This is a genomic window from Paraburkholderia ferrariae NBRC 106233, from assembly GCF_000685035.1.
In the GTDB taxonomy this organism is placed as follows: Bacteria; Pseudomonadota; Gammaproteobacteria; order Burkholderiales; family Burkholderiaceae; genus Paraburkholderia; species Paraburkholderia ferrariae.
Genome location: NZ_BAYB01000034.1, coordinates 68,805 through 88,606, shown reverse-complemented (window position 1 = coordinate 88,606; position 19,802 = coordinate 68,805). Strand labels below are relative to the sequence as shown.

16 protein-coding genes and 1 pseudogene are annotated in these 19,802 nt (G+C 60.3%); 13 read left to right on the top strand and 4 right to left on the bottom strand.

What is annotated here, in order from left to right; translation table 11 throughout:
• The first annotated feature begins 78 nt into the window (after nt 1-78).
• From BFE01S_RS29650 to BFE01S_RS29610, 9 genes are all read left to right on the top strand, one after another.
• Nucleotides 79-1,287, top strand: a complete 1,209-nt coding sequence (locus tag BFE01S_RS29650) for an acetyl-CoA C-acetyltransferase (protein ID WP_028228618.1) — start codon at nt 79-81, stop codon at nt 1,285-1,287.
• A 34-nt stretch (nt 1,288-1,321) separates the two neighbouring features.
• Nucleotides 1,322-3,472 carry a 3-hydroxyacyl-CoA dehydrogenase NAD-binding domain-containing protein gene (locus tag BFE01S_RS29645; protein WP_028228617.1) on the top strand — a complete coding sequence of 717 codons (2,151 nt, stop codon included), beginning with the start codon at nt 1,322-1,324 and terminating at the stop codon, nt 3,470-3,472.
• 166 nt (nt 3,473-3,638) lie between these two features.
• A complete protein-coding gene (locus BFE01S_RS29640) occupies nt 3,639-4,448 on the top strand; it encodes an SDR family NAD(P)-dependent oxidoreductase (RefSeq protein WP_028228616.1) in 810 nt (269 codons plus the stop codon).
• On the top strand, nt 4,445-5,587 hold the full coding sequence (locus BFE01S_RS29635; RefSeq protein ID WP_028228615.1) for an acyl-CoA dehydrogenase family protein: 1,143 nt from the start codon (nt 4,445-4,447) through the stop codon (nt 5,585-5,587). The genes BFE01S_RS29640 and BFE01S_RS29635 overlap by 4 nt, the downstream gene beginning before the upstream one ends.
• Before the next feature lie 90 nt (nt 5,588-5,677).
• Complete coding sequence (locus BFE01S_RS29630; protein ID WP_156967192.1) at nt 5,678-6,028, top strand: hypothetical protein; 351 nt, start codon at nt 5,678-5,680, stop codon at nt 6,026-6,028.
• Nucleotides 6,029-6,078: 50 nt separating this feature from the next.
• Nucleotides 6,079-7,263 carry an acetyl-CoA C-acyltransferase gene (locus BFE01S_RS29625; protein ID WP_028228613.1) on the top strand — a complete coding sequence of 395 codons (1,185 nt, stop codon included), beginning with the start codon at nt 6,079-6,081 and terminating at the stop codon, nt 7,261-7,263.
• Between the two features lie 285 nt (nt 7,264-7,548).
• Complete coding sequence (locus BFE01S_RS29620; RefSeq protein WP_169742679.1) at nt 7,549-8,220, top strand: OmpW/AlkL family protein; 672 nt, start codon at nt 7,549-7,551, stop codon at nt 8,218-8,220.
• A 163-nt stretch (nt 8,221-8,383) separates the two neighbouring features.
• Nucleotides 8,384-9,862: an aldehyde dehydrogenase family protein gene (locus tag BFE01S_RS40720; RefSeq protein WP_084170235.1), complete on the top strand. Its 1,479-nt coding sequence runs from the start codon at nt 8,384-8,386 to the stop codon at nt 9,860-9,862.
• A gap of 486 nt (nt 9,863-10,348) precedes the next feature.
• Nucleotides 10,349-11,881 carry a methyl-accepting chemotaxis protein gene (locus BFE01S_RS29610; RefSeq protein WP_028228611.1) on the top strand — a complete coding sequence of 511 codons (1,533 nt, stop codon included), beginning with the start codon at nt 10,349-10,351 and terminating at the stop codon, nt 11,879-11,881.
• Between the two features lie 87 nt (nt 11,882-11,968).
• Here the strand turns inward: BFE01S_RS29610 and BFE01S_RS29605 are convergent, their stop codons facing one another.
• The 3 genes from BFE01S_RS29605 to BFE01S_RS29595 are packed head-to-tail and all read right to left on the bottom strand — an operon-like array spanning nt 11,969 to nt 15,159.
• On the bottom strand, nt 11,969-12,751 hold the full coding sequence (locus BFE01S_RS29605) for an SDR family oxidoreductase (protein ID WP_028228610.1): 783 nt from the start codon (nt 12,749-12,751) through the stop codon (nt 11,969-11,971).
• Between the two features lie 28 nt (nt 12,752-12,779).
• Nucleotides 12,780-13,934 carry an acyl-CoA dehydrogenase family protein gene (locus tag BFE01S_RS29600; RefSeq protein WP_042339025.1) on the bottom strand — a complete coding sequence of 385 codons (1,155 nt, stop codon included), beginning with the start codon at nt 13,932-13,934 and terminating at the stop codon, nt 12,780-12,782.
• A 22-nt stretch (nt 13,935-13,956) separates the two neighbouring features.
• On the bottom strand, nt 13,957-15,159 hold the full coding sequence (locus BFE01S_RS29595; RefSeq protein WP_028228608.1) for a CaiB/BaiF CoA transferase family protein: 1,203 nt from the start codon (nt 15,157-15,159) through the stop codon (nt 13,957-13,959).
• Nucleotides 15,160-15,252: 93 nt separating this feature from the next.
• Between BFE01S_RS29595 and BFE01S_RS40715 the strand changes: the two are divergent.
• Nucleotides 15,253-15,480, top strand: a pseudogene (locus BFE01S_RS40715) (transposase); the annotation flags it as partial.
• 394 nt (nt 15,481-15,874) lie between these two features.
• Here the strand turns inward: BFE01S_RS40715 and BFE01S_RS40710 are convergent.
• A complete protein-coding gene (locus BFE01S_RS40710; protein WP_052421020.1) occupies nt 15,875-17,452 on the bottom strand; it encodes an AMP-binding protein in 1,578 nt (525 codons plus the stop codon).
• A gap of 305 nt (nt 17,453-17,757) precedes the next feature.
• Here BFE01S_RS40710 and BFE01S_RS40705 point away from each other — a divergent pair, with 305 nt between their 5' ends.
• From BFE01S_RS40705 to BFE01S_RS29560, 3 genes are read left to right on the top strand one after another with little or no spacing between them, the layout of a single operon-like run.
• Nucleotides 17,758-18,192 carry an acyl-CoA dehydrogenase family protein gene (locus BFE01S_RS40705; RefSeq protein WP_245621227.1) on the top strand — a complete coding sequence of 145 codons (435 nt, stop codon included), beginning with the start codon at nt 17,758-17,760 and terminating at the stop codon, nt 18,190-18,192.
• A 13-nt stretch (nt 18,193-18,205) separates the two neighbouring features.
• Entirely contained in the window at nt 18,206-18,973 is a 768-nt protein-coding gene (locus BFE01S_RS29565) for a 3-hydroxyacyl-CoA dehydrogenase (protein WP_028228606.1), read from the top strand.
• Nucleotides 18,974-18,983: 10 nt separating this feature from the next.
• Nucleotides 18,984-19,772 carry an enoyl-CoA hydratase/isomerase family protein gene (locus BFE01S_RS29560; RefSeq protein WP_028228605.1) on the top strand — a complete coding sequence of 263 codons (789 nt, stop codon included), beginning with the start codon at nt 18,984-18,986 and terminating at the stop codon, nt 19,770-19,772.
• The last annotated feature ends 30 nt before the right edge of the window (nt 19,773-19,802 follow it).

Here is a 19,802-nt window from a genome sequence, read left to right as displayed (position 1 = left end):
GATTCGCCGGGACGAAATATTTCACGTAATTCTCCGCGACGCATTGCCGCTGCGCCGCAGACTTGCATAGGAACTCAGATGTCGACTGTCTATATCTACGATCACGTCCGTACGCCTCGCGGACGAGGCAAGCCGGATGGCTCGCTGCATGAGGCCACCGCTGTCCATCTTGCGAGCACCGTCCTCGCAGGCCTGCGTGATCGCAGCGGTCTCGATACCCGCCGCGTCGACGATGTCATTTTCGGGATTGTCAGCCCGGTGGGAGAGCAGGGCCAATGTCTGCCGCGCGTCGCCGCTCTGGCTGCTGGCTATTCCGAAGAGACCGCGGGCGTTCAGGTCAACCGCTTTTGCGGTTCCGGGCTTGAAAGCGTCAACATGGCCGCCGGGAAGATTGCTGCCGGGTCTGCTGATTTCGTGATCGCTGGAGGGTGCGAGGCGATGTCGCGCGTGCCGATCCTTTCCGACGGCGGCGCGTGGAGTGTCGATCCCCATATCGCTTTTCTCACGCAATACATCCCGCAGGGTATCAGTGCGGACCTGATGGCTAGCAAGTGGCATTACAGCCGTGAGCAACTCGATCAGTTCGCAGTACGAAGCCATCAGCGTGCGGCGAGCGCGTGGTCAGATGGGCGCTTTTCACGCTCGATCGTGCCCGTCCGCGATGTGCTCGGCAACGTGCTGCTCGATCGCGATGAAACGGTGCGCCCGACGACTTCTGTCGAAGCGCTGGGAAACCTTAAACCTTCGTTTGCAGAACTCGGCGTGAAGGCAGGATACGACGCGCTCGCAATCGCGCGCTATCCGGAGGTCGAGCGTATCGAGCACCGTCATCACGCTGGCAATTCGTCGGCGATTGTGGATGGTGCCTGCGCGATGCTGCTGGGCTCGCGCGAAGCGGGTGAGGCTGTGGGCCTCAAGCCGCGTGCGCGAATTCGCGCCTTCGCTGAAATCGGTTCGGAGCCGACCATCATGCTGACTGCGCCTTCCTTTGCTGCTGAGAAGGCGCTCAAGCGTGCCGGCATGCAGGCGAAGGATATCGACCTGTACGAGATCAACGAGGCGTTCGCTGCGGTGCCGATCCGTTTCATGGAAGTACTCGGTATCGACGAGGACCGCGTGAACGTGAACGGCGGCGCGATCGCGATGGGCCATCCGCTGGGTGCGACTGGCGCGATCATTCTGGGCACCGCGCTGGATGAACTCGAGCGCACCGGTGGCTCGACTGCGCTCGCGACGCTGTGTATCGGTGCCGGGATGGGCGTGGCGACCATCATTGAGCGCGTCTGACGCGTGTTATCGACCCTATTCAAGTGTGGACATCATGATCACAACGACTATTGACGAGCGCATCGCCGTCCTTACCATCGACATGCCCGGGCGATCGATGAATGTGTTGACGCAAGCGCTGGCAGAAAAATTGCGAGCCGCGTTCGATGCAGTGATTGACGACGATGCGGTCGGCGGCATCATTATCACGAGCGGGAAGTCGAGCTTCGTCGCGGGTGCTGATCTCGCGCAGATGGCGGCGTTCGCCGCTCCGGGCGTCGATTCAAACGAAGCAGCGCGGCGCATTGCGCTGTTTGGCGACCTGTTCCGCCACATCGAGACGGCAGGCAAGCCGGTCGTGGGCGCAGCGCCGGGCCTCGCGCTCGGTGGCGGCCTCGAACTGCTGCTCGCCACCCATTACCGCGTGGTTGCCGACGTCCCGTCCGCGAAGCTTGGATTCCCCGAAGTGAAGCTCGGCTTGCTGCCCGGCGCGGGTGGAACGCAGCGGCTACCGCGTCTCGTCGGCATTGTGAAGAGCCTTCCGCTTCTTATCGACGGCCGAGACCTGAGCGCCGCCGCCGCCCGGCAGACTGGTTTGGTGCACGAAGTCGTACCGTCCGAACGGTTGCTCGAAGTGGCACGTCAAGCGCTGATCGACGGCAAGGTCGATCCGGTCGCTCCGTGGGATCGCAAGGGTTACCGCGTTCCCGGCGGCGATTCGTACACGCCCGCCAACTCGGCGCTGTGGGCGGCTACAAACGCCACTTCGCATGCCCGCACACACGGTAACTATCCGGCACCGCACGCCATCCTGCGCGCAGTGTACGAGGGCACAAAACTGCCAATCGACAAGGCGCTCAAACTCGAACAGAAGCTGTTCGCGACGCTGGTCCAGGGCCGTACTGCGCAGAATCTGATCAGTTCGATGTTCTTTGCCAAACAGGACGCCGACAAGCTCGTACGCCGCCCGGCCGGTATTCCGTCGTCGTGCGTGCGCAAGCTGGGCATTCTCGGCTCGGGCTTCATGGGCGCGGGAATCGCGCAGGTGTCGGCGCAGGCAGGCATCGACGTGGTGCTGCTCGACCGTACCCAGGAGATTGCGGACGCTGGCCGCGCCGGCATTGCAGCATCACTGCAGGCGGATGTTGACAAGGGCAAACTGTCGGTCGAAGTCCGCGACGCGCTGCTTGCGCGCATTACCGCCGCCGGCAGCTATGCGGCATTCGAAGGCTGCGATCTCGTGATTGAGGCGGTCATCGAGGATGTCGAAGTGAAGAGGCAGGTCACTGCGCAGACGGAGGCGGTGCTGGGTCAACATGCAATCTTCGCGACGAACACATCGGCGTTGCCGATCGATGGGCTCGCTGAAGGGAGCAAGCGGCCCGAGAACTTCATTGGGCTGCACTTCTTCTCGCCTGTTCCGCGCATGGCGCTCGTCGAAGTGATCGTCGGCGCGAAGACCTCGCCAGAAACGTTGGCTCGTTCGCTCGACTACATCCGCCAGATCCGCAAGACGCCCATCGTTGTAAATGATGGCTACGGCTTCTATACGACGCGCTGCGTCGACGCTTACATCCGCGAGGGAATTCGCCTGCTCGCAGACGGAGTGGACCCCGTACGTATCGAGAACGCAGGAGTCGCGCTCGGTATGCCCGTGGGGCCGCTAGCACTGGCCGACGAAGTTGGACTGGATGTGCTGCATCACATCTCGCACTTCTTCCGCAGCAAGGAAAAGGGCGCATGGGCAGACGACCGTCACGAACATGTCAATGCCGTAATCGACAAGGTAGTCGAATTGAAGCGTTTCGGGCGCAAGCGTTGTGCAGGCTTCTACGCGTACCCGGAGGCGGCGCCGAAGCATCTCGATTTGCCGATCCTGCGTTCGTTCGCCGACACCTTGCCGGAGGCCCGACAATCGGAGCAGGCAGCTATCAGGGAACGGCTGTTGTACGCGCAACTGCTCGAGGCGGCGCGCTGCTGGTCCGACGGGGTAACTAACGACGCCGGCGAAATGGATCTGGGAGCCATACTCGGCTGGGCGTTCCCAAGCTATCTCGGTGGCCCCGCGTCGGCAATTGACGACATCGGTTTCGACAGGTTTGTAGCGCGCTGCGCCGAGCTCGCATCTGAACTCGGCCCGCGTTTCACGGTACCGGCACAACTCTCCGAGGCAGTTGGGACTGGCTACCGGTTCCATCGCGCGTGACAACGTGACGGGTGGTCGTCGGTGTGAGTCCGCTAGCAGGAAGACAGGAGCCACGCAGGCGTCCATCCAGTTTATGCATGAGCGCGTCGTCGGCTGAGCGGAACGATCAGGTATCCGGAGGCGGGCGAAGTGACCAACGGCTTAGGCCTACAACAATGGGTGAGACATGAGCAATCTGATTCTGAAGGACAAGGTAATTCTCGTCACGGGTGCGGCTGGCGGTTTCGGCCGGCGTACATGCCTGGAACTGGCGAAGGCGGGCGCGTGGGTAGTGGCGACCGACGTGGACCGAGACGGCGCTGCCGAGGCAGCCAGTCAATGTGCCGCACTCGGCACGAAAGCGTGGAGTCACGCACATGATGTGACGTCGGAGGCTGACTGGCAACGCGTCATCGACGCGGTGGCAGAGCAGGCAAACGGCCGACTTGATGGTCTGGTCAACAATGCAGGGAAGATGCTGACCAAGCCGTTCTTGCGCACGAGCGTCGCCGAATTGCGGCAACTGCTTGCAATCAATCTCGAAAGCATCTGGATCGGCAGTCAGGCAGCGTATCCACTGCTGGAGCGAACCGCGAAGGAGCATGGCGGCGCATCGATCGTCAATATCTCGTCGGTCTTCGGGCAGGTGGCTGCGGTTGCTCAGGCTGCATACTCCGCGAGCAAGGGCGCCATCACGGTGCTGACCAAGTCGATGGCCGCCGAATTCGCGCGGGCGGCCAGCGGTGTACGCGTGAACTCAGTGCATCCGGGCCCGGGCAACACTCCGCTGCTGGCGAACGGACTCCAGGAGCTGTTGAAGGAGGGGCTTGCCGCATCGCCCGAGCAGGCGACAACGTTCGTACTGGGTTTGATCCCGAACGGGCGTCTGACTGAACCGGAGGACATTGCGAATGCGATTCTCTTCCTCTGCTCGGACCTCGCGAAACAGATCACCGGAGCGGAGCTCACGGTTGACGGTGGCTATACGGCGGTATGACGATGAGCGAGCAGCATGAGCTGATTTACGAGTCGGTACGGCGATTCTCGCGCGAGCAGCTCGCGCCAGGCGCCGCGCGCCGAGAGCACGAAAAAGCGATTGAACCGGAAATATTCAAGGCGATGGGCGAACTTGGCCTGCTCGGCATGACGGTTTCTCCCGGCTATGACGGTGCGGGGTCCGACTACGTGGGCTATGCACTCGCGCTGATGGCGGTAGCCGAAGGCGACGGCGCGGTATCGACCGTAATGAGCGTGCATAACGCACCGTTCTGCGCGATTCTCGAGCGCTATGGCTCGGACAGGCAGAAGGATGACGTCCTGCGGCCGGCCGCTCGCGGTGAATTTATTGGCGCGTTCGCCTTGACTGAGAGTCACGCCGGTTCTGACGCGAGCGCGATCCGGACGCGGGCGCGCCGAGTCGGATCTGATTTTGTCATCAACGGAAGCAAGCAGTTCATCACGAGTGGCGAGATAGGTCGCTACGTGATTGTTTTCGCGGTGACAAATCCGGATGATCCGAAACGGGGCATCAGCGCATTCCTCGTGCCGACAGATGCACCGGGCTATTCGGTAATCAAGATCGAGGCGAAGCTGGGACAAAAGGCGAGCGACACCTGTAGTCTGAATTTCGACGATCTCGTAGTGCCCGAAGGCGCATTGATTGGCGAGCTCAATGACGGTTACCGGATTGCGCTGTCGAGTCTCGAAGCCGGGCGCATCGGCATAGCGGCGCAAAGTGTAGGGATGGCACAGGCAGCGCTCGATCACGCTATAGGATACGCCGCGGATCGGACGGCATTCGGAAAAATCTTGCTTGACCACCAGGCGTTGAATTTCCGCCTCGTTGACGCCAGGACTCAGCTTGAGGCAGCACGACAGCTTGTGCTTTCGGCCGCCCATCTCAAGGATAGCGGTAAGGCGAGTCTGGAGCAGGCCTGTATGGCGAAGCTCTTCGCGTCGGAGACAGCCGAAAGGGTCTGCTCGATCGCGTTGCAGACCCTTGGGGGCTATGGATATGTCGAGGATTATCCGGTCGAGCGTATCTATCGCGATGCGCGAGTGTGCCAGATCTATGAGGGAACGTCGGACATCCAGCGGATTATTATCGGTCGCAGTCTGACGGCCAACTGCCTCTGAGACCGACGCGAATGGGTCGCGTGGAGACTCGGGACGAATGCGGCGGCCACGATGTATGTGCGCGCCGCAGCAAAACAGGAGGCGTTCAGAATGAATGCACAACAATGGATGGTGGCGGCTTTCGCTGCGGTAGCGTGTGGCGGCCTTCTCATGGCGCTTCGCGCAACGTTTGGTCATTGGGGGCCAACCTGGTTACGCAACGGTCATGGTCTCGGCGGTCTGGCGGCGCTCATTGCATTGTTCGCAATGAATCTGCATGGCGAGGCGGCAACGCCGATCCGCTCGTGGTGGGCGTTCGGCGTGCTGCTCTCGGGATTTATCGGCGGCCTGCTGCTGCTGCGTGTGCTGTTTAGGTCGAAAGCGCCGCTTTGGGTGGTGTTCCTTCACGGCGCAATCGGTATCACGGGGATCGCGCTTCTATATAGCACCCTGAGAGTCTAAGGATCTTGTGTCGCCAGATTTCAGGTTAGCCATATAAGAGGGGATATCGTATGAATAGTGATCCTGTCGTGATCGTAAGTGCCGTTCGTACTCCTATGGGTTCATTCCAGGGGGCACTCAAGAACGTTCCCGCGCCGCAGCTTGGCGGCATTGCGATCGCTGCCGCACTTGAGCGCACAGGCATCGCGCCTGACGCAGTATCTGAAGCGCTGATGGGGTGCGTCCTGACAGCGGGACTCGGTCAGGCGCCAGCAAGACAGGCCGCGATCAGCGGCGGGTTGTCCAGATCGACGCCGTGTACGACGGTAGGCAAAGTGTGCGGCTCGGGCATGAAGGCGGTAATGATCGGCCACGACGCATTGCTGGCCGGCAGCGCAGAGGTTGTGGTAGCTGGTGGCATGGAAAGCATGAGTCGCGCACCTTATCTCCTTCAACAGGCACGAGGCGGGTACAGGATGGGCCATGCACGTACCTTCGATCACATGATGCTCGATGGCTTGGAGGACGCCTATGAGGCAGGGCGAAGCATGGGCACATTCGGAGAGCAGTGCGTCGCCCGCTATGGCTACACGCGCGACGCGCAAGATGCGTTTGCGATTGCTTCGGTGGAACGCGCGCTCCGTGCCATCCAGACCGGGGCGTTCGACGACGAGATTGTGCCTGTCAATGTCGAGGACCGTGCCGGGGCGCAGACAATCTCCGTCGACGAAGGACCGGGAAAAATCAATGTCGAGAAGATCCCGAAGCTGCGGCCGGCGTTTGATCAGAACGGCACGATCACCGCTGCGAGCAGCTCGTCGATCAACGATGGCGCCGCTGCCTTGCTACTCATGCGTGAGCGTACCGCAAACCGCCTCGGTGTCGAGCCGCTTGCGCGCGTGACGGCGCAGGCGATGCACGCACAGGAACCAGCATGGTTTACCACCGCACCGGTTGCGGCAATCCAGAAGGCGCTCGTGAAAGCGGGATGGAAGAACGACGACGTTGACCTCTACGAAATCAATGAGGCGTTTGCTGTGGTGCCGATGGTGGTCATGTCGGAGCTCGGCGTCCCGCACCAGAAGATGAACGTTAGTGGCGGCGCGTGCGCACTAGGTCATCCGATCGGTGCCAGCGGCGCGCGCATTCTGGTTACGCTGCTGCACGCCCTGCGTCGCCAGGGGCTGCGGCGGGGCATGGCATCGCTTTGCATCGGGGGAGGAGAGGCGACCGCCATTGCCGTCGAGCGCTACTGAAGGCAATCACCGGCGCGAACGCGCAGTATAGCGGCGCGGATAGCCGGTTTCTCGACAACGATCGCGCCACTCACCCGGTTGGAGTCATGGCCGGGTGAGTGGCGCGAAGTCATTTCTGGCGCGCTATCTGGTATGGGGCTCGCAGAATCGTCGGAAGCGGGGAGCGCACAACATGGCAAACCATACTTAGGTTGTGTGTATGCGTGGATGGCATTGATCAATATCAAATATGCGTCGCGACAACGCAACGGCGCATTCAAAACTATAGAAGTCGGAGACATCTCAATGCGATCCAAAATCCTGTTCCCTCTTTTTTTACTGTCGCCACTTGCGGCGAGTTCAAGTGCGATGGCACAGACAACGCCATGGACCGTGCGCGCCGGTCCGGTGGGCGTGTTCTTTGACGGCCATACGGATCAGGCGAAGGTTGCGGGCCAGCCGATTCCGGGAGCGGATGTGGGCTTGCAGGACAACGGCTCGTTCGCAGTGGAACTCGGGTATGAGATTGCGCCGCGATGGACGGTCCGCCTGGGTGTGGGTGTGCCGCCGACTACAAAACTGTCGGCAGGCGGGACGCTAAGAAACTTTGAGCCTCCTCTTACCGGCAATCTGGGCAAGGTGACCTACGCACCTGCCGTGCTCACATTGACGTACGGACTAGGGGATTGGGGACCCGTACGTCCATACATCGGAGGCGGGGTTAACTATACGTGGGTCATCAGCACGAGCGACGGTGACGTCGCGGGCCTGAAGGTGCACAGCGCGTGGGGTGGAGTCGTTGAAGCCGGGTTCGATGTTCCCATCAACAAAAGATGGTCCGTGTTTGCCGACGTCAGAAAGATCTTTGTCAAGACATCCGCGAGCGGCACGATCCCCGCTTTGGGCGGACCACCGGCGAACGTTGATCTTCGCCTCGATCCGATCATCGCCCATGTGGGGGTGAGCTACCACTTCTAGCGGCGTCCATTAAGCAGCTCAATGCAATCACCGCGAGAGCGCATCGGAGTCCTGCGTCCTTCTACTGCGCGGGCCGCGGCAACATCGATGGTTCTCTGGTCAATCTGGCCGTTTAGACGGGGATTGCATTTCTGAACAATTTCTGCAAAGAGGAGCACGCATCATGAATTCACCCAGTCAAATTCCGCATGTGAAACTTCCAGCTGGCCGAAACTATATCGGTGGGGAGTGGCTCGACGACGCCGCCGCCGAGCGACTGCCGGTGTACGATCCGGCCACTGCGACGGTGATCGGTGACATACCGGGCAGTACGCCGGACGCCGTGAATCAGGCCGTCCAGGCGGCGCACGCAGCCTTCGTATCTCCGGCATGGCGCGACCTGTCGCCACTGGGTCGCGAGCGATTGATCCACAGGCTGGCCGAACTGGTCGAAGCCAACGCTGCAGAGCTCGCGGCGATCGAAACACTCGACAACGGGAAGCCTATCGCGATTGCGAGTACCGTCGACGTTCCGCTCACTGCGATGTGGCTGCGCTATATGGCGGGATGGCCTTCGAAGCTTGGTGGCAAGTCCATTGCTCCTGCTCTGCAGCCCGCGGGATCACATCATGCGTATACCGTTCGCCAGCCAGTGGGCGTTGTTGCCGCTATCGTGCCCTGGAATTATCCACTGGTGCTGGCGGTGTGGAAGATCGCGCCTGCGCTTGCTGCGGGTTGCACGGTGGTTCTGAAGCCGGCCGAGGCTACGCCCTATTCGGCATTGCGGCTGGCTCAACTCGTGCACGAAGCTGGATTCCCTCCCGGCGTGTTCAACGTCGTTCTCGGCGACGGGCGCACCGGACAGGCATTGGTCGAGCACCCTGGGGTCGCGAAGGTCAGCTTTACAGGTTCAACCGCTACCGGCAAGCGTCTGATAGCCACCGCCGCGAACGATCTGAAACGCCTGACACTTGAACTGGGGGGCAAGTCTCCCACAGTCATTCTTCCAGATGCGGATCTGGACATTGCGGTGCCGGGCGCGGCACAGGCGGTGTTCTTCAACTCAGGCCAGATTTGCTTTGCAGGTACAAGACTGTTTGTACCGCGCAATCGGGTGGACGAGATCCTTGATGGCGTGTCACAGGTGGCGCGGAGTTTCAAGATCGGTGCCGGTAGCGAACCGGACACAGTGCTTGGACCTGTCGTCAGCCAGCGGCAGCTTGATAACGTGTTGGGTCGTGTACAGGCCGGGGTCCAGGCCGGGGCTGAAGTTGTCATGGGCGGCGGCCGTGTCGATCGGGAGGGTTATTTTGTCGAACCGACGATCCTGCTGACACGTGACCGAAGCAATCCGGTTTATCGCGAGGAGGTCTTCGGTCCGGTCCTGACGGCTACGCCATATGACGACATTGACGAACTGGCGTCGCTCGCTAATGACAGTGAATATGGCCTCGCAGCACATATCTATACACGAGACCTGTCGGCAGCCCATCAACTGGCGCAGAAAATTGATGCAGGTACGATCTGGGTCAACACGCAGCTCAGCCCCGATCCCGCCATTCCGTTTGGCGGGTTTAAGCAATCCGGCTGGGGGCGCGAGAATGGTGAGCAGGTTTTCGAGCACTATCTGGAAACCAAGTCCGTGATCGTGAAGATTGCGTAACTGCCAGCCCACCTTGCGGTGGCTCCCATCGTTAGATCGGATCAACACGTCGTAGATTCCGGGGTCTCGCATGGGTTTCAATGACACCGCGGACATTGGAGCGTGCGCGGCGTTACTGCTTTTGTCAGGCGATAAGTGGCACGTTGGGCAGACCTGCCAAAAGCGATATCGTCGAGTACCTGACTGGCTGGAGGCTGGTGACCCACTTCAACTGGTTCAAGGCCAACAAGGTGAAAATGCTTGGGACTGACCGATGAGCCATTGATTAATCAGGTTTGGTGGCCGTAAGTGACGCGGGGTGATCTGAAGATGGGCTTGCGGAAGGAACCACGCGCTGACATGGATGCTGCGGGTTTACTTCCGGCAACGGCGATGACGTCATTCGAGATTAAATTATAGTAGTACGAATGATATGAGGAATTATCGCAGACGCTTGTTGACTAGCGTCGACAGTGATGGATTCACAATGGAAGACACTTACGCAAAATGACGATCAGACTTAGATTGCGGATTCTGGTTATCGCGGCGCTCATTGCTGCGAGCTTGGGAATAATAGTCCCTTTCGTTGGATTCAAAGGTGTAAGTGATGCAGGCGCGAACACGAACCGTCACGAGCTGCAAATCAGAGGCCTCACGGAGATCAAGGCAAGTGCGCTCTCGACGATTGAATTGGACCCAACATCCGCGGACACAAGATTGATCTTTGCAGATGCGGAACAGAACATTGAGAAGTGGGGAAAAACAATTGCTCCGCTGTTTCGATCCGCGGATCAGCAACGGGATCTGGCGTCGCTGCTCTCGCATTGGAGTGCATATGATCAGAAATCGCGTCAACTGATAGAACTGGCGACACACGATCCGAAATCAGCAAACGACCAGATAGTGAAACTCTATCACGGCGAATTTCACCAGATTCAGGCGGGGGTCGACGCGATGATTGCGACCGCGAGCGAACGTGGCAATGAGGCGCGCGAGAACGCGGAGCGGATCAACCGGGGCGCCGTGCGAAGTGTTGCCGTTGTTTTGGTTTTGGTTGTGCTGGTAGTCGTTCCGTGGATCATTGTCCTTTCGCGCACTATCCAGAGGTCGTTGGGGAATATGCAAGTCATCCTGCAAGAAGCAAACGATTCGCATGACTTAACTAAACGCATTCCTGCGGACGGTCGCGATGAGGTCAGTCAAACGGCCCGTGCGTTCAACCAATTGATGGATCGTGTCAGCGGCGCGATGCTGATCGTAAAGACATCTGCCGAATCTGTAGCCTCCACATCGAAGCAAATAGCCGTCGGGAATCTCGATTTGTCCGCGCGCACCGAAGAGCAGGCTGCGTCACTGGAACAGACGGCTGCAAGTATGGAGGAGCTCACAAGCACCGTGCAGCAAAACGCGACAAACGCACTTCACGCACAGAGTCTGTCCACTAACGCTTCCGAAAGCGTGGCGCGGGGCAATGAAGTGGTTTCGAACATGATTGATACCATGAATGAAATCAATGGCAGTTCGACAAGAATCGCCGAAATAATAGGCTTGATTGAGGGTATTTCTTTTCAGACCAACATCTTGGCGCTCAATGCGGCGGTCGAGGCAGCTCGTGCCGGCGAACAAGGCCGCGGATTCGCGGTCGTCGCCGGTGAGGTTCGTGCGCTTGCGCAACGCTCCGCAAGTGCAGCAAAAGACGTCAAGAACTTGATCGGTAAGTCTGTCGAGCAGGTTGATACAGGAACAAAGCTGGTCAATCAAGTGGGCGGGGCAATGCTGGAGATTAGAAGCACAGTTTCGCGCGTAGCGGAGATGATGAGTGAGATCGGGGCGGCGTCAGGAGAGCAAAGTCGAGGGATTGAACAGATCAGGCAAGCTGTGACCCAATTGAATGAGGTAACTCAGCAGAACGCGGCGCTGGTCGAGGAGTCCGCTGCCTCAGCACAATTCCTGGACGATCAGGCAAACAGCCTGCGCGGAGCGATTAACATTTTTAAACTCGACACCGGTGGCTTCAAGCCTGCTATGCCGGAGACGTAATTCTGTCTTCGTTACGAAAAGGATGTCGTTCGCGACCCGACACGCGTGGGCGACCCGGATCGCTCTCCCCCAAGGTTTCGTTCTGTATCAGCTCGCCATGGCACCGACCACCGCGCTCGATCCTCCGAGCGACAAGCCCCCATCTACCGAGAGCACGACGCCGGTCACGTAGTCCGCAGCGGATGAACAAAGCCACAGCGCGGCGCGCACAATGTCGTCCTTGGAGGCGAAGCGGCCAAGCGGCACTGCGCGGGTCCAGGCCCGCGCTGCTGCAGGTGTGGGCGCCAGGCGCGCCATCCCCTCGGTGTCAGCGACCGGCCCGGGCGCGATGGAGTTGACCCGCACACCCGAGGGGCCCCACTCGATTGCTAGTGTGCGCATGATCTGGTCGACGCCGGATTTGGCCGCACACACGTGGATTTGACCGGGGGTAGCCATCCAGCTCTGCGCTGCGGTGAGGTTCAGGATGGCGGCGCCAGGTTTGCGCAGGTGCGGCCAGACCGCGAGCATGACGTGGAAGGTGCCAAGCACGTCGATATCCATAACCGACTTGAATCCGTTGGGCGAGAGCTCCGCCGCGGGCGAGATGAAGTTGCCGGCGGCCCCGGAGATCACGACGTCGAGTGGGCCGAAGTCCTGCGCGGTTTGCTCGACAGCCTGCTGCACGGCAGCCGCATCGCGCACGTCTGCTGCGAAACCTCGGACGTCACCTCCATGGCGGCGCAACTGTGCGAGCGCGGCATCGATCTTGGCCTGCTGCCGGCCAAGAATGGCTACGCGGGCGCCGGCAGAAGCCAATGCATCGGCAATTGCGAGGTTGATGCCGCTGGAGCCACCAGCGACGAAGACGTTCTTCTGCGAATAATCCATCGTGGTGTTTCCTCCGAGTTGTAGCACTTCAACGAAGTGCGCGCGCGATAAGTTCTTTCATGATTTCATTCGCACCCCCGTAGATGCGCTGCACGCGCGCGTCGGCGTACATCCGGGCGATTGGGTACTCTTCCATGAAGCCGTAGCCGCCGTGCAATTGCAGACACTTGTCCAGCACCTCGCACTGGCGGTCAGTTGACCAGGCCTTGGCAATCGACGCATCGACCGTGCTTAACCCGCCGGACACGTGCTGTGTTACGCACTGGTCGATGAAGGCGCGGTTCACGCATGCGTTGCTCAGGCATTCAGCGAGCTGGAAGCGTGTGTTCTGGAAGTCCATCAGTGTCTGCCTGAAGGCTTGTCGCTCGTTGACATATTCCACCGTGATCTCGATCGCGCGCTCCATCGTGGCTTGTGCGCCAAGGGCGATCGCGAGGCGCTCCTGGGGCAGGGACTCCATCATCTGGATGAAGCCTTGACCTTCCTCGCCAAGGAGATTGCCAATTGGCACACGGACGTCGTCGAAGAACAATTCGGCCGTGTCGCTGCCATGCATGCCGATCTTGTGCAGGTTTCGCCCGCGGCGAAAACCGGCAAGGTCATTGGTTTCGAGAACGATCATGCTGACGCCGCGTGCACCCTGGCTCGGGTCAGTCTTTACCGCCAATACGATTACGTCAGCGTTTTGGCCGTTGGTGATGAACGTCTTGGAGCCGTTGATCACGTATCGGTCACCTGTGCGTCGCGCCGTGGTACGTATCGCCTGCAGATCCGAACCGCCGCCAGGCTCAGTCATGCCAATCGCGCCGATCAGCTCGCCGGAGGCCATACCTGGCAGCCAGCGAAGACATTGCTCGGGTGTGCCGTAGCGCAGAATGTAGTGGGCTGCTATTGGACCGTGCACGGCATGGCCGAAAGAGGTAATTCCGGCGTATCCCAGTTCCTCTTCGATGACGGCCTCGAAACTGAAGTTGGTGTCGCTGCCGCCGTACTCCACGGGAAGGCTGGGGCACAGGAATCCCAACTCGCCAGCCTGGCGCCAGAAATCGCGGTCGACGCGCTTTTGCTCCCGCCACGTCGGGTCGCGCGGCACGGCCTCCGTGGCCAGGAAGCGGCGAAGCGAGTCGCGGAATTGGACCGCATCGTCGTTTTCCCACGAACGGCGGGAACGCAGGTCATACATGTCATGCTCTCCGTTGGGTTTGTTAGTCGCCGCTGTCGGCGCCATGGCAGAGAACGCCTTGGTCAACGAGCGCCTGGACGTCGGCTTCCGGCCAGCCCCAACTGCGCAGCGCTGATGCGCCGTAGGCATCGGGTCCTGGTAAAGGTGGCGGAGCGTCAGTTGGGGTTGCCGAGAAGCGCGGGGCGACCGCTGGCTGGAGCAGGCCGTTCACAGTGACGAAAGTGCCTCGTGCCCGGTTGTGAGGGTGATGCGGGGCTTCGGACAACGACAGCACCGGGCTGACGCAGGCGTCACTCCCCTCGAAGCGCCGGACCCATTCGTCGCGCGGGTGGCGCATGAAGGCGGCAGCGATGCGCTCGCGCTGGGTAGGCCAGCGCGTACGGTCATCCGGCTGTTGCATTGCCGGGTCGTCGGCCAGACATAGACCTTCCAGCAGCAGGTGGTAAAACTGTGGCTCCAGCGCGCCAACCGCCACGTGCTTGCCGTCGGCACAAGCGTAGGTGTCGTAGCGCGGCGTACCGCCATCGAGGAGATTGGCCTGCCGTTCGTCGCGCCAGGCACCCATTGCGAACAACGTGAGTGTCATCGCCTCCAGTAGCGCGCAGCCGTCGATCATGGCTGCGTCAACGACCTGGCCCTTTCCATCAATGCGTGCGCGCAGGAGCGCGGCGAGCACACCCACAGTCAATAGCATCGCACCACCGCCGAAGTCGGCAACGAGGTTCAACGGGGGAACAGGTCCGCTGTCACGTCGACCGATGGCATTTAGCACACCTGATAGTGCAAGGTAATTGATGTCGTGACCGGCGGTATGCGCCAGTGGCCCCTCTTGGCCCCAACCGGTGATGCGGCCGAAAATGAGGCGCGGATTCGCCGTCAGGCAACGCTCGGGGCCCAGACTCAAGCGCTCCATGACCCCCGGCCGGAAGCCTTCGATCAACACGTCTGCCTCGCCAATCAAGCGCAACGCCGCTTCGCGAGCCTCAAGACGCTTAAGGTCCAACGCCACCACCTGTCGGCCCCGCTGCAGGATCTCCTTAGCCGGGTCGAACATGGCCGCGCCAGCTGAAGGAGGGCCCAGCCTGTCGATGCGCAGCACATGTGCGCCGAGATCCGCAAGCACCATGGCGCAGAACGGCGCCGGGCCCAACCCGGCAAATTCAACGACCTTGATGCCAGAAAGGGGACCCGAGCTTCGGGCGGGGTGTTGCTCGGTGGATTTCATATCAGGAGTGGTGGACGGTGCTAAAGCGTTTTGTGGTTACGTTGCAATACAGCTTAGGCAAGCAATTTTTTTCGCCCCACCCAGAAGTAGGGGTATCTCGACGGCACGGATGGCGCCATCCAGATGGCGCTGCTGCCCGGGTACGCCCCGGACCTCAATCCAGTCGAATACCTGTGGGCTTGGCTCAAGCGGCACGCATTGGCGAATTTCTGCCCGAACAACCTGGCCGAACTGAAGCACACCGCTCGATGCAAGCTCAAGAGCGGCCAGAAGCGCAAATCGATCATCGCTGCCTGCTGGAAACAAGCCGAGCTTTGGTGATGTCATGATTTACGTGACTCTCAATAAATCGAATTCACCGTATGTCCAGCTGGTCGTCCCGCATTGGATGGCCAGCTTGTCGTGAAAGCGCAAGCTGGTCCTGCTCAAGAGGTCACCGATCGTTTGACGCGTGCTGCGGCTGTTCATCGTTGTTCATTTCACGTGGCAGTCTCGTGCTACAGCTACAGGTGCATTATGTTGTTAGCGGCTCACCACTTCGAGGGAGCGTTTTGACGGAGCGTGTCGCAGTTCTGGCACGCCCGGTCATATCTGAGGGAAGACGCTATGGCCGCCGGGAATACGTCGAACGGTATTGAAATGAACAGCAGGACCGTGGTTCGTTTCGTCTTCTACCCGGCGAAAACAATGACCCCTGTGGTCGGCCGACGGAGATCTAGCCCTGTGCTTCCGAGGCAACCCGCTGGTCGTTGCGATCGCGGATTGCGTTGCGCAACGCGTGTTTTTGCAGCTTGCCCATCGGATTGCGCGGCAGTGCGGAAAACACCTCGAGCCGACGGGGAACCTTATAGCCCGCGAGTTGATCGCGCATGCGCGATTGCAACTCTTCGAGCGTCAAGTGGTGGGCACCGGGTTTATAAGTGACACATGCAGTGACGATTTCTCCCCACTGCGGATCGGGCACGCCTACGATGGCATACTCGGCCAGTTCCGGGAACTCGGCTAGCATGTTTTCGACTTCCGAGGAGTAGACGTTCTCGCCACCCGAGATGATCATGTCCTTGAAGCGATCGACCACATAGCAGTAGCCTTCCGCGTCGACATAACCGAGGTCACCGGTCCGGTACCAACCGTCAACCAGCACCTCACGCGTGGCGGCCTCGTTGCGCCAGTATCCCCGCAAGATTGAGCCTGATTGAATCAGGATTTCCCCGGTTTCGCCGGGCGGCAGATCGCGGCCGCCGGCGGTACTTACAATTCGGACACGCGCGCCCGCACCGGGCTTGCCGGCCGACGACCACAACGCACCATTGTCGCGGCGATGATCATCAGGCGTCAGGATTGTCAACGCGGCCGTGGTTTCAGTTGCGGCATAGATCTGGGCGAGATCGCACTTGAGCACATCCATTGTTTTTTGCAGCAGGTCCCGGCTGATTCCCGAAGCCCCGTAGTGGAGCCGTTTAAGCGCCGGGAAGGCGCCGGGTTTCAGGTGAGGGAGTAGTATCGCGAGAATGGTCGGTACCACAACCATCGACGAAATTCGCCCGGAGTTGAGTGCTTCGACGATCCTTTCCGGGACGGGGGCGCGGTGGATTTCCACTTGCGTACCGTAGCTGATCGCGAAAAGCGGGTAGGTGATGCCGGCTGCGTGAAACAGTGGCATGAATACCAGAAAACGCTCGCCTGCCGGAAATGGCCCCAAGCGAGACTCCCATTGTGCGAGCTGCGACAGATGCATTGCGTGCGTCTGCGGTACGCCCTTGGGTTTGCCGGTGGTGCCGCTCGTGTAAAGCTGCAGGAAATCGTCTTCGGGGTCGATGTCGACCGGTTCGAGAGTGGGGGCGGAGTCGACCATCGCGTCGTAGTCGACGACGCGCGCGTCGTCCGGTAACGCCGATAGGTCGATCGAGACGATCCGGGTTACGGCGCCGACCTGATCGGCAAGCCGGCGCGCGTGCTCAACGAATTCGAAATCGGCGAAGATCACAGTGGCGCCGCTATCGATAAGTACATCTCGCCATTCGGGCATGGCGAGTCGCCAGTTCAGCACAACGCAGGTATTGCGGGCGATCGCCGCACCAAAAATGATTTCTATGAGACGGTCGGTGTTCTTGCCCAGATAAGCGACACGCTGCCCCTGCGGAATGCCCATCTGGCGCAGTGCACCTGCCACGCGTCGCGACCGTGACCAGAGTTCCCCAAACGTCGTGATCCGATCTTCGTAGAAGGAATAGGGCGCATCCGGCGCGCGCTGCGCCGCGGACGCCAACTGATCGATCATCGTGCACGTCATTCTGAGTCTCCTTAAGACTGTTGTGATGCCGGTGTGTGCCCGGCTCATCTTGGTTCTAAGGATCGCCGAGGTGGACTGCCCTCGGACAAGACCAAAGTATGGGGGGAGTTCGCCTGCGACTCTTTACCTTATCGGAAATGACTCGTTGTGACGTCCGCGACGACGTCCGAGCCTGACGCCATACCGTCGCGCGGCAAGGGGCGAATTTCATTATTTCAGGAGACACCCCATGGTCCAGGCCGTCCGCAGAGCGGATACGTTATTTCACGACACCTGGTTGCCCGACGAGACGCGCCAGATTCAAGATGGGTAACCCCGCCCAACTGACGTCCGACGTGGTGTTTGACAAAGTCTTCGTTCCCGACGACCACGTGACAGGTGCTGAAAACGGTGGTCTGCGGGTGGCGTTGGGTGCGCTCGCGCTCGGGCGAATGGGCATCGGAGCAATCGGCGTCGCGATGGCGCAGGCAGCGTTCGATCATGCGGTCGAGGGCAACGCGGAAGTGGAGGCTGCGATGGCCAAGCTCACAGGGAGCCGACTGGCGGTAGATGTTGCACATGATGCGATCCAGGTGTGCGGAGCGTATGGCTTTGTGCGCGAACTGTCTGCCACATCGGAGCTGATGCCGCTGGAATCGATCTATCGCGACGCGAAGATCGGCGAAATCTACGAGAGAGCGAACGAGATCCAGAAATGGGTCATAGCACGCAATATTTTTGGACGCATCTACACAGGCTAAGGGCAGGTATTACATGGATATTCAAGGCAAGACTTTCCTCATTACTGGCGGAGCGAGCGGGCTGGGTGCTGCAACCGCGCGGATGATTCTGGCTCGCGGTGGCCATGTGGTACTCGCGGATCTGAATAGCGAGGCGGGCGATGCGCACGTGGCCGAGTTGGGCGGTGATGTACGGTTCGTACGTACCGACGTCACCGATGAGGCTTCCGTGCAGAACGCGGTCACGCAATCGGTCACCGGGTTCGGGGGACTGCACGGCGTCATTTGCTGTGCAGGCGTCGCGCCGGGCGAGAAAGTACTGGGAAGGCAAGGGCCGCATGCATTGCAGAGCTTCGCCCGCGCTCTCGAAATCAACCTGGTCGGTACCTTCAACGTAATCCGCCTTGCCGCCTCGGCAATGCGCGACAACGAGCCGAATGAAGATGGCGAACGTGGTGTCGTGATCTGCACCGCGTCTATCGCCGCATTCGATGGACAGATCGGACAGGCGGCCTATTCTGCGTCGAAGGCTGGCGTCGTTGGCATGACGCTGCCGATTGCACGAGAACTCGCCACGTACGGTATTCGTGTGATGACCATCGCACCTGGCATTTTTGAGACACCAATGTTGATGGGACTCCCTTCAAACGTGCAGGCCTCGCTTGGGCAGCAGGTGCCGTTTCCGCCGAGACTTGGCCGACCGCGTGAATATGCACAACTCGTGCAATCCATCATCGAGAACGCGATGCTCAACGGCGAGGTGATCCGACTGGACGGAGCGATCCGGATGGCTGCGAAATAGGAGGTGCAATATGAGTGCAAACGGAACAGATCTGGTTGTAGTCGTACGTGACGGTGCAGTGGCGAGCGTTGTGTTTAATCGAACCGATGCGATGAACGCGCTGGATGTTCCCACTGCGGCCGCGTTCCTTGCCGCATGCGAGGGGATAGCTGCGGATCGCAGCATCCGGGCGGTCGTCATCAGGGGCGAAGGGCGCGCATTCGGGGTCGGCGGCGATCTCGCGGCTCTGCGGGACGGTGGAGCGACCGCAGCCGAAGAGCTCATCCGCTGCATGCACGAGGGCATCAAGTTGCTGGTCAAGCTTGATGCGCCAGTCATCGCCGCAGTGCAGGGTGCGGTTGCGGGCGGCAGCTTGAGCCTTGTGCTGGCCTGCGACCTTGTGGTTGCCGCAGAGGGCGCGCGTTTCAATCTCGCCTATGCAAACGTGGGGGCCAGCTGCGATGTGTCGGGTTCGTGGAGCTTGCCGCGGATAGTCGGATTGCGCCACGCCATGGAAATCGCCTTGCTGTCGGAGACGTTCGATGCGGCCGAGGCACTGCGGCTCGGAGTCGTCAATCGTGTCGTTCCAGAGGCCGGGCTTCAGGATGAGGCTTTCGCGCTTGCGCGTCGGTTGGCAACTGGGCCAACTCTGGCATATGGCCGCATGAAACGGCTGACGCGGAGTGCATTTGAGCATGATCTCGCGACTCACCTTGACTCCGAACGGGACGCCTTCAAGGCAAGCACCCAAACGGAGGACTTTCAGGAGGCGATTGCGGCGTTTTTTGCCAAGCGTGCGCCGGTGTTTTCCGGACGATAGTCCTTGCCGTTTGCCCGGCAGTGACATGCA

Bases quoted from the DNA above. Each gene is read 5' to 3' on its own strand.
- BFE01S_RS29610 (WP_028228611.1), top strand. From the start codon at position 10,349: ATGACGATCAGACTTAGATTGCGGATTCTGGTTATCGCGGCGCTCATT.
- BFE01S_RS29625 (WP_028228613.1), top strand. From the start codon at position 6,079: ATGAATAGTGATCCTGTCGTGATCGTAAGTGCCGTTCGTACTCCTATG.
- BFE01S_RS29645 (WP_028228617.1), top strand. From the start codon at position 1,322: ATGATCACAACGACTATTGACGAGCGCATCGCCGTCCTTACCATCGAC.
- BFE01S_RS40710 (WP_052421020.1), bottom strand. From the start codon at position 17,452: ATGACGTGCACGATGATCGATCAGTTGGCGTCCGCGGCGCAGCGCGCG.
- BFE01S_RS29620 (WP_169742679.1), top strand. From the start codon at position 7,549: ATGCGATCCAAAATCCTGTTCCCTCTTTTTTTACTGTCGCCACTTGCG.
- BFE01S_RS29635 (WP_028228615.1), top strand. From the start codon at position 4,445: ATGACGATGAGCGAGCAGCATGAGCTGATTTACGAGTCGGTACGGCGA.
- BFE01S_RS29630 (WP_156967192.1), top strand. From the start codon at position 5,678: ATGAATGCACAACAATGGATGGTGGCGGCTTTCGCTGCGGTAGCGTGT.
- BFE01S_RS29565 (WP_028228606.1), top strand. From the start codon at position 18,206: ATGGATATTCAAGGCAAGACTTTCCTCATTACTGGCGGAGCGAGCGGG.
- BFE01S_RS29600 (WP_042339025.1), bottom strand. From the start codon at position 13,934: ATGTATGACCTGCGTTCCCGCCGTTCGTGGGAAAACGACGATGCGGTC.
- BFE01S_RS29650 (WP_028228618.1), top strand. From the start codon at position 79: ATGTCGACTGTCTATATCTACGATCACGTCCGTACGCCTCGCGGACGA.
- BFE01S_RS29605 (WP_028228610.1), bottom strand. From the start codon at position 12,751: ATGGATTATTCGCAGAAGAACGTCTTCGTCGCTGGTGGCTCCAGCGGC.
- BFE01S_RS29595 (WP_028228608.1), bottom strand. From the start codon at position 15,159: ATGAAATCCACCGAGCAACACCCCGCCCGAAGCTCGGGTCCCCTTTCT.
- BFE01S_RS29640 (WP_028228616.1), top strand. From the start codon at position 3,639: ATGAGCAATCTGATTCTGAAGGACAAGGTAATTCTCGTCACGGGTGCG.
- BFE01S_RS40705 (WP_245621227.1), top strand. From the start codon at position 17,758: ATGGGTAACCCCGCCCAACTGACGTCCGACGTGGTGTTTGACAAAGTC.
- BFE01S_RS29560 (WP_028228605.1), top strand. From the start codon at position 18,984: ATGAGTGCAAACGGAACAGATCTGGTTGTAGTCGTACGTGACGGTGCA.
- BFE01S_RS40720 (WP_084170235.1), top strand. From the start codon at position 8,384: ATGAATTCACCCAGTCAAATTCCGCATGTGAAACTTCCAGCTGGCCGA.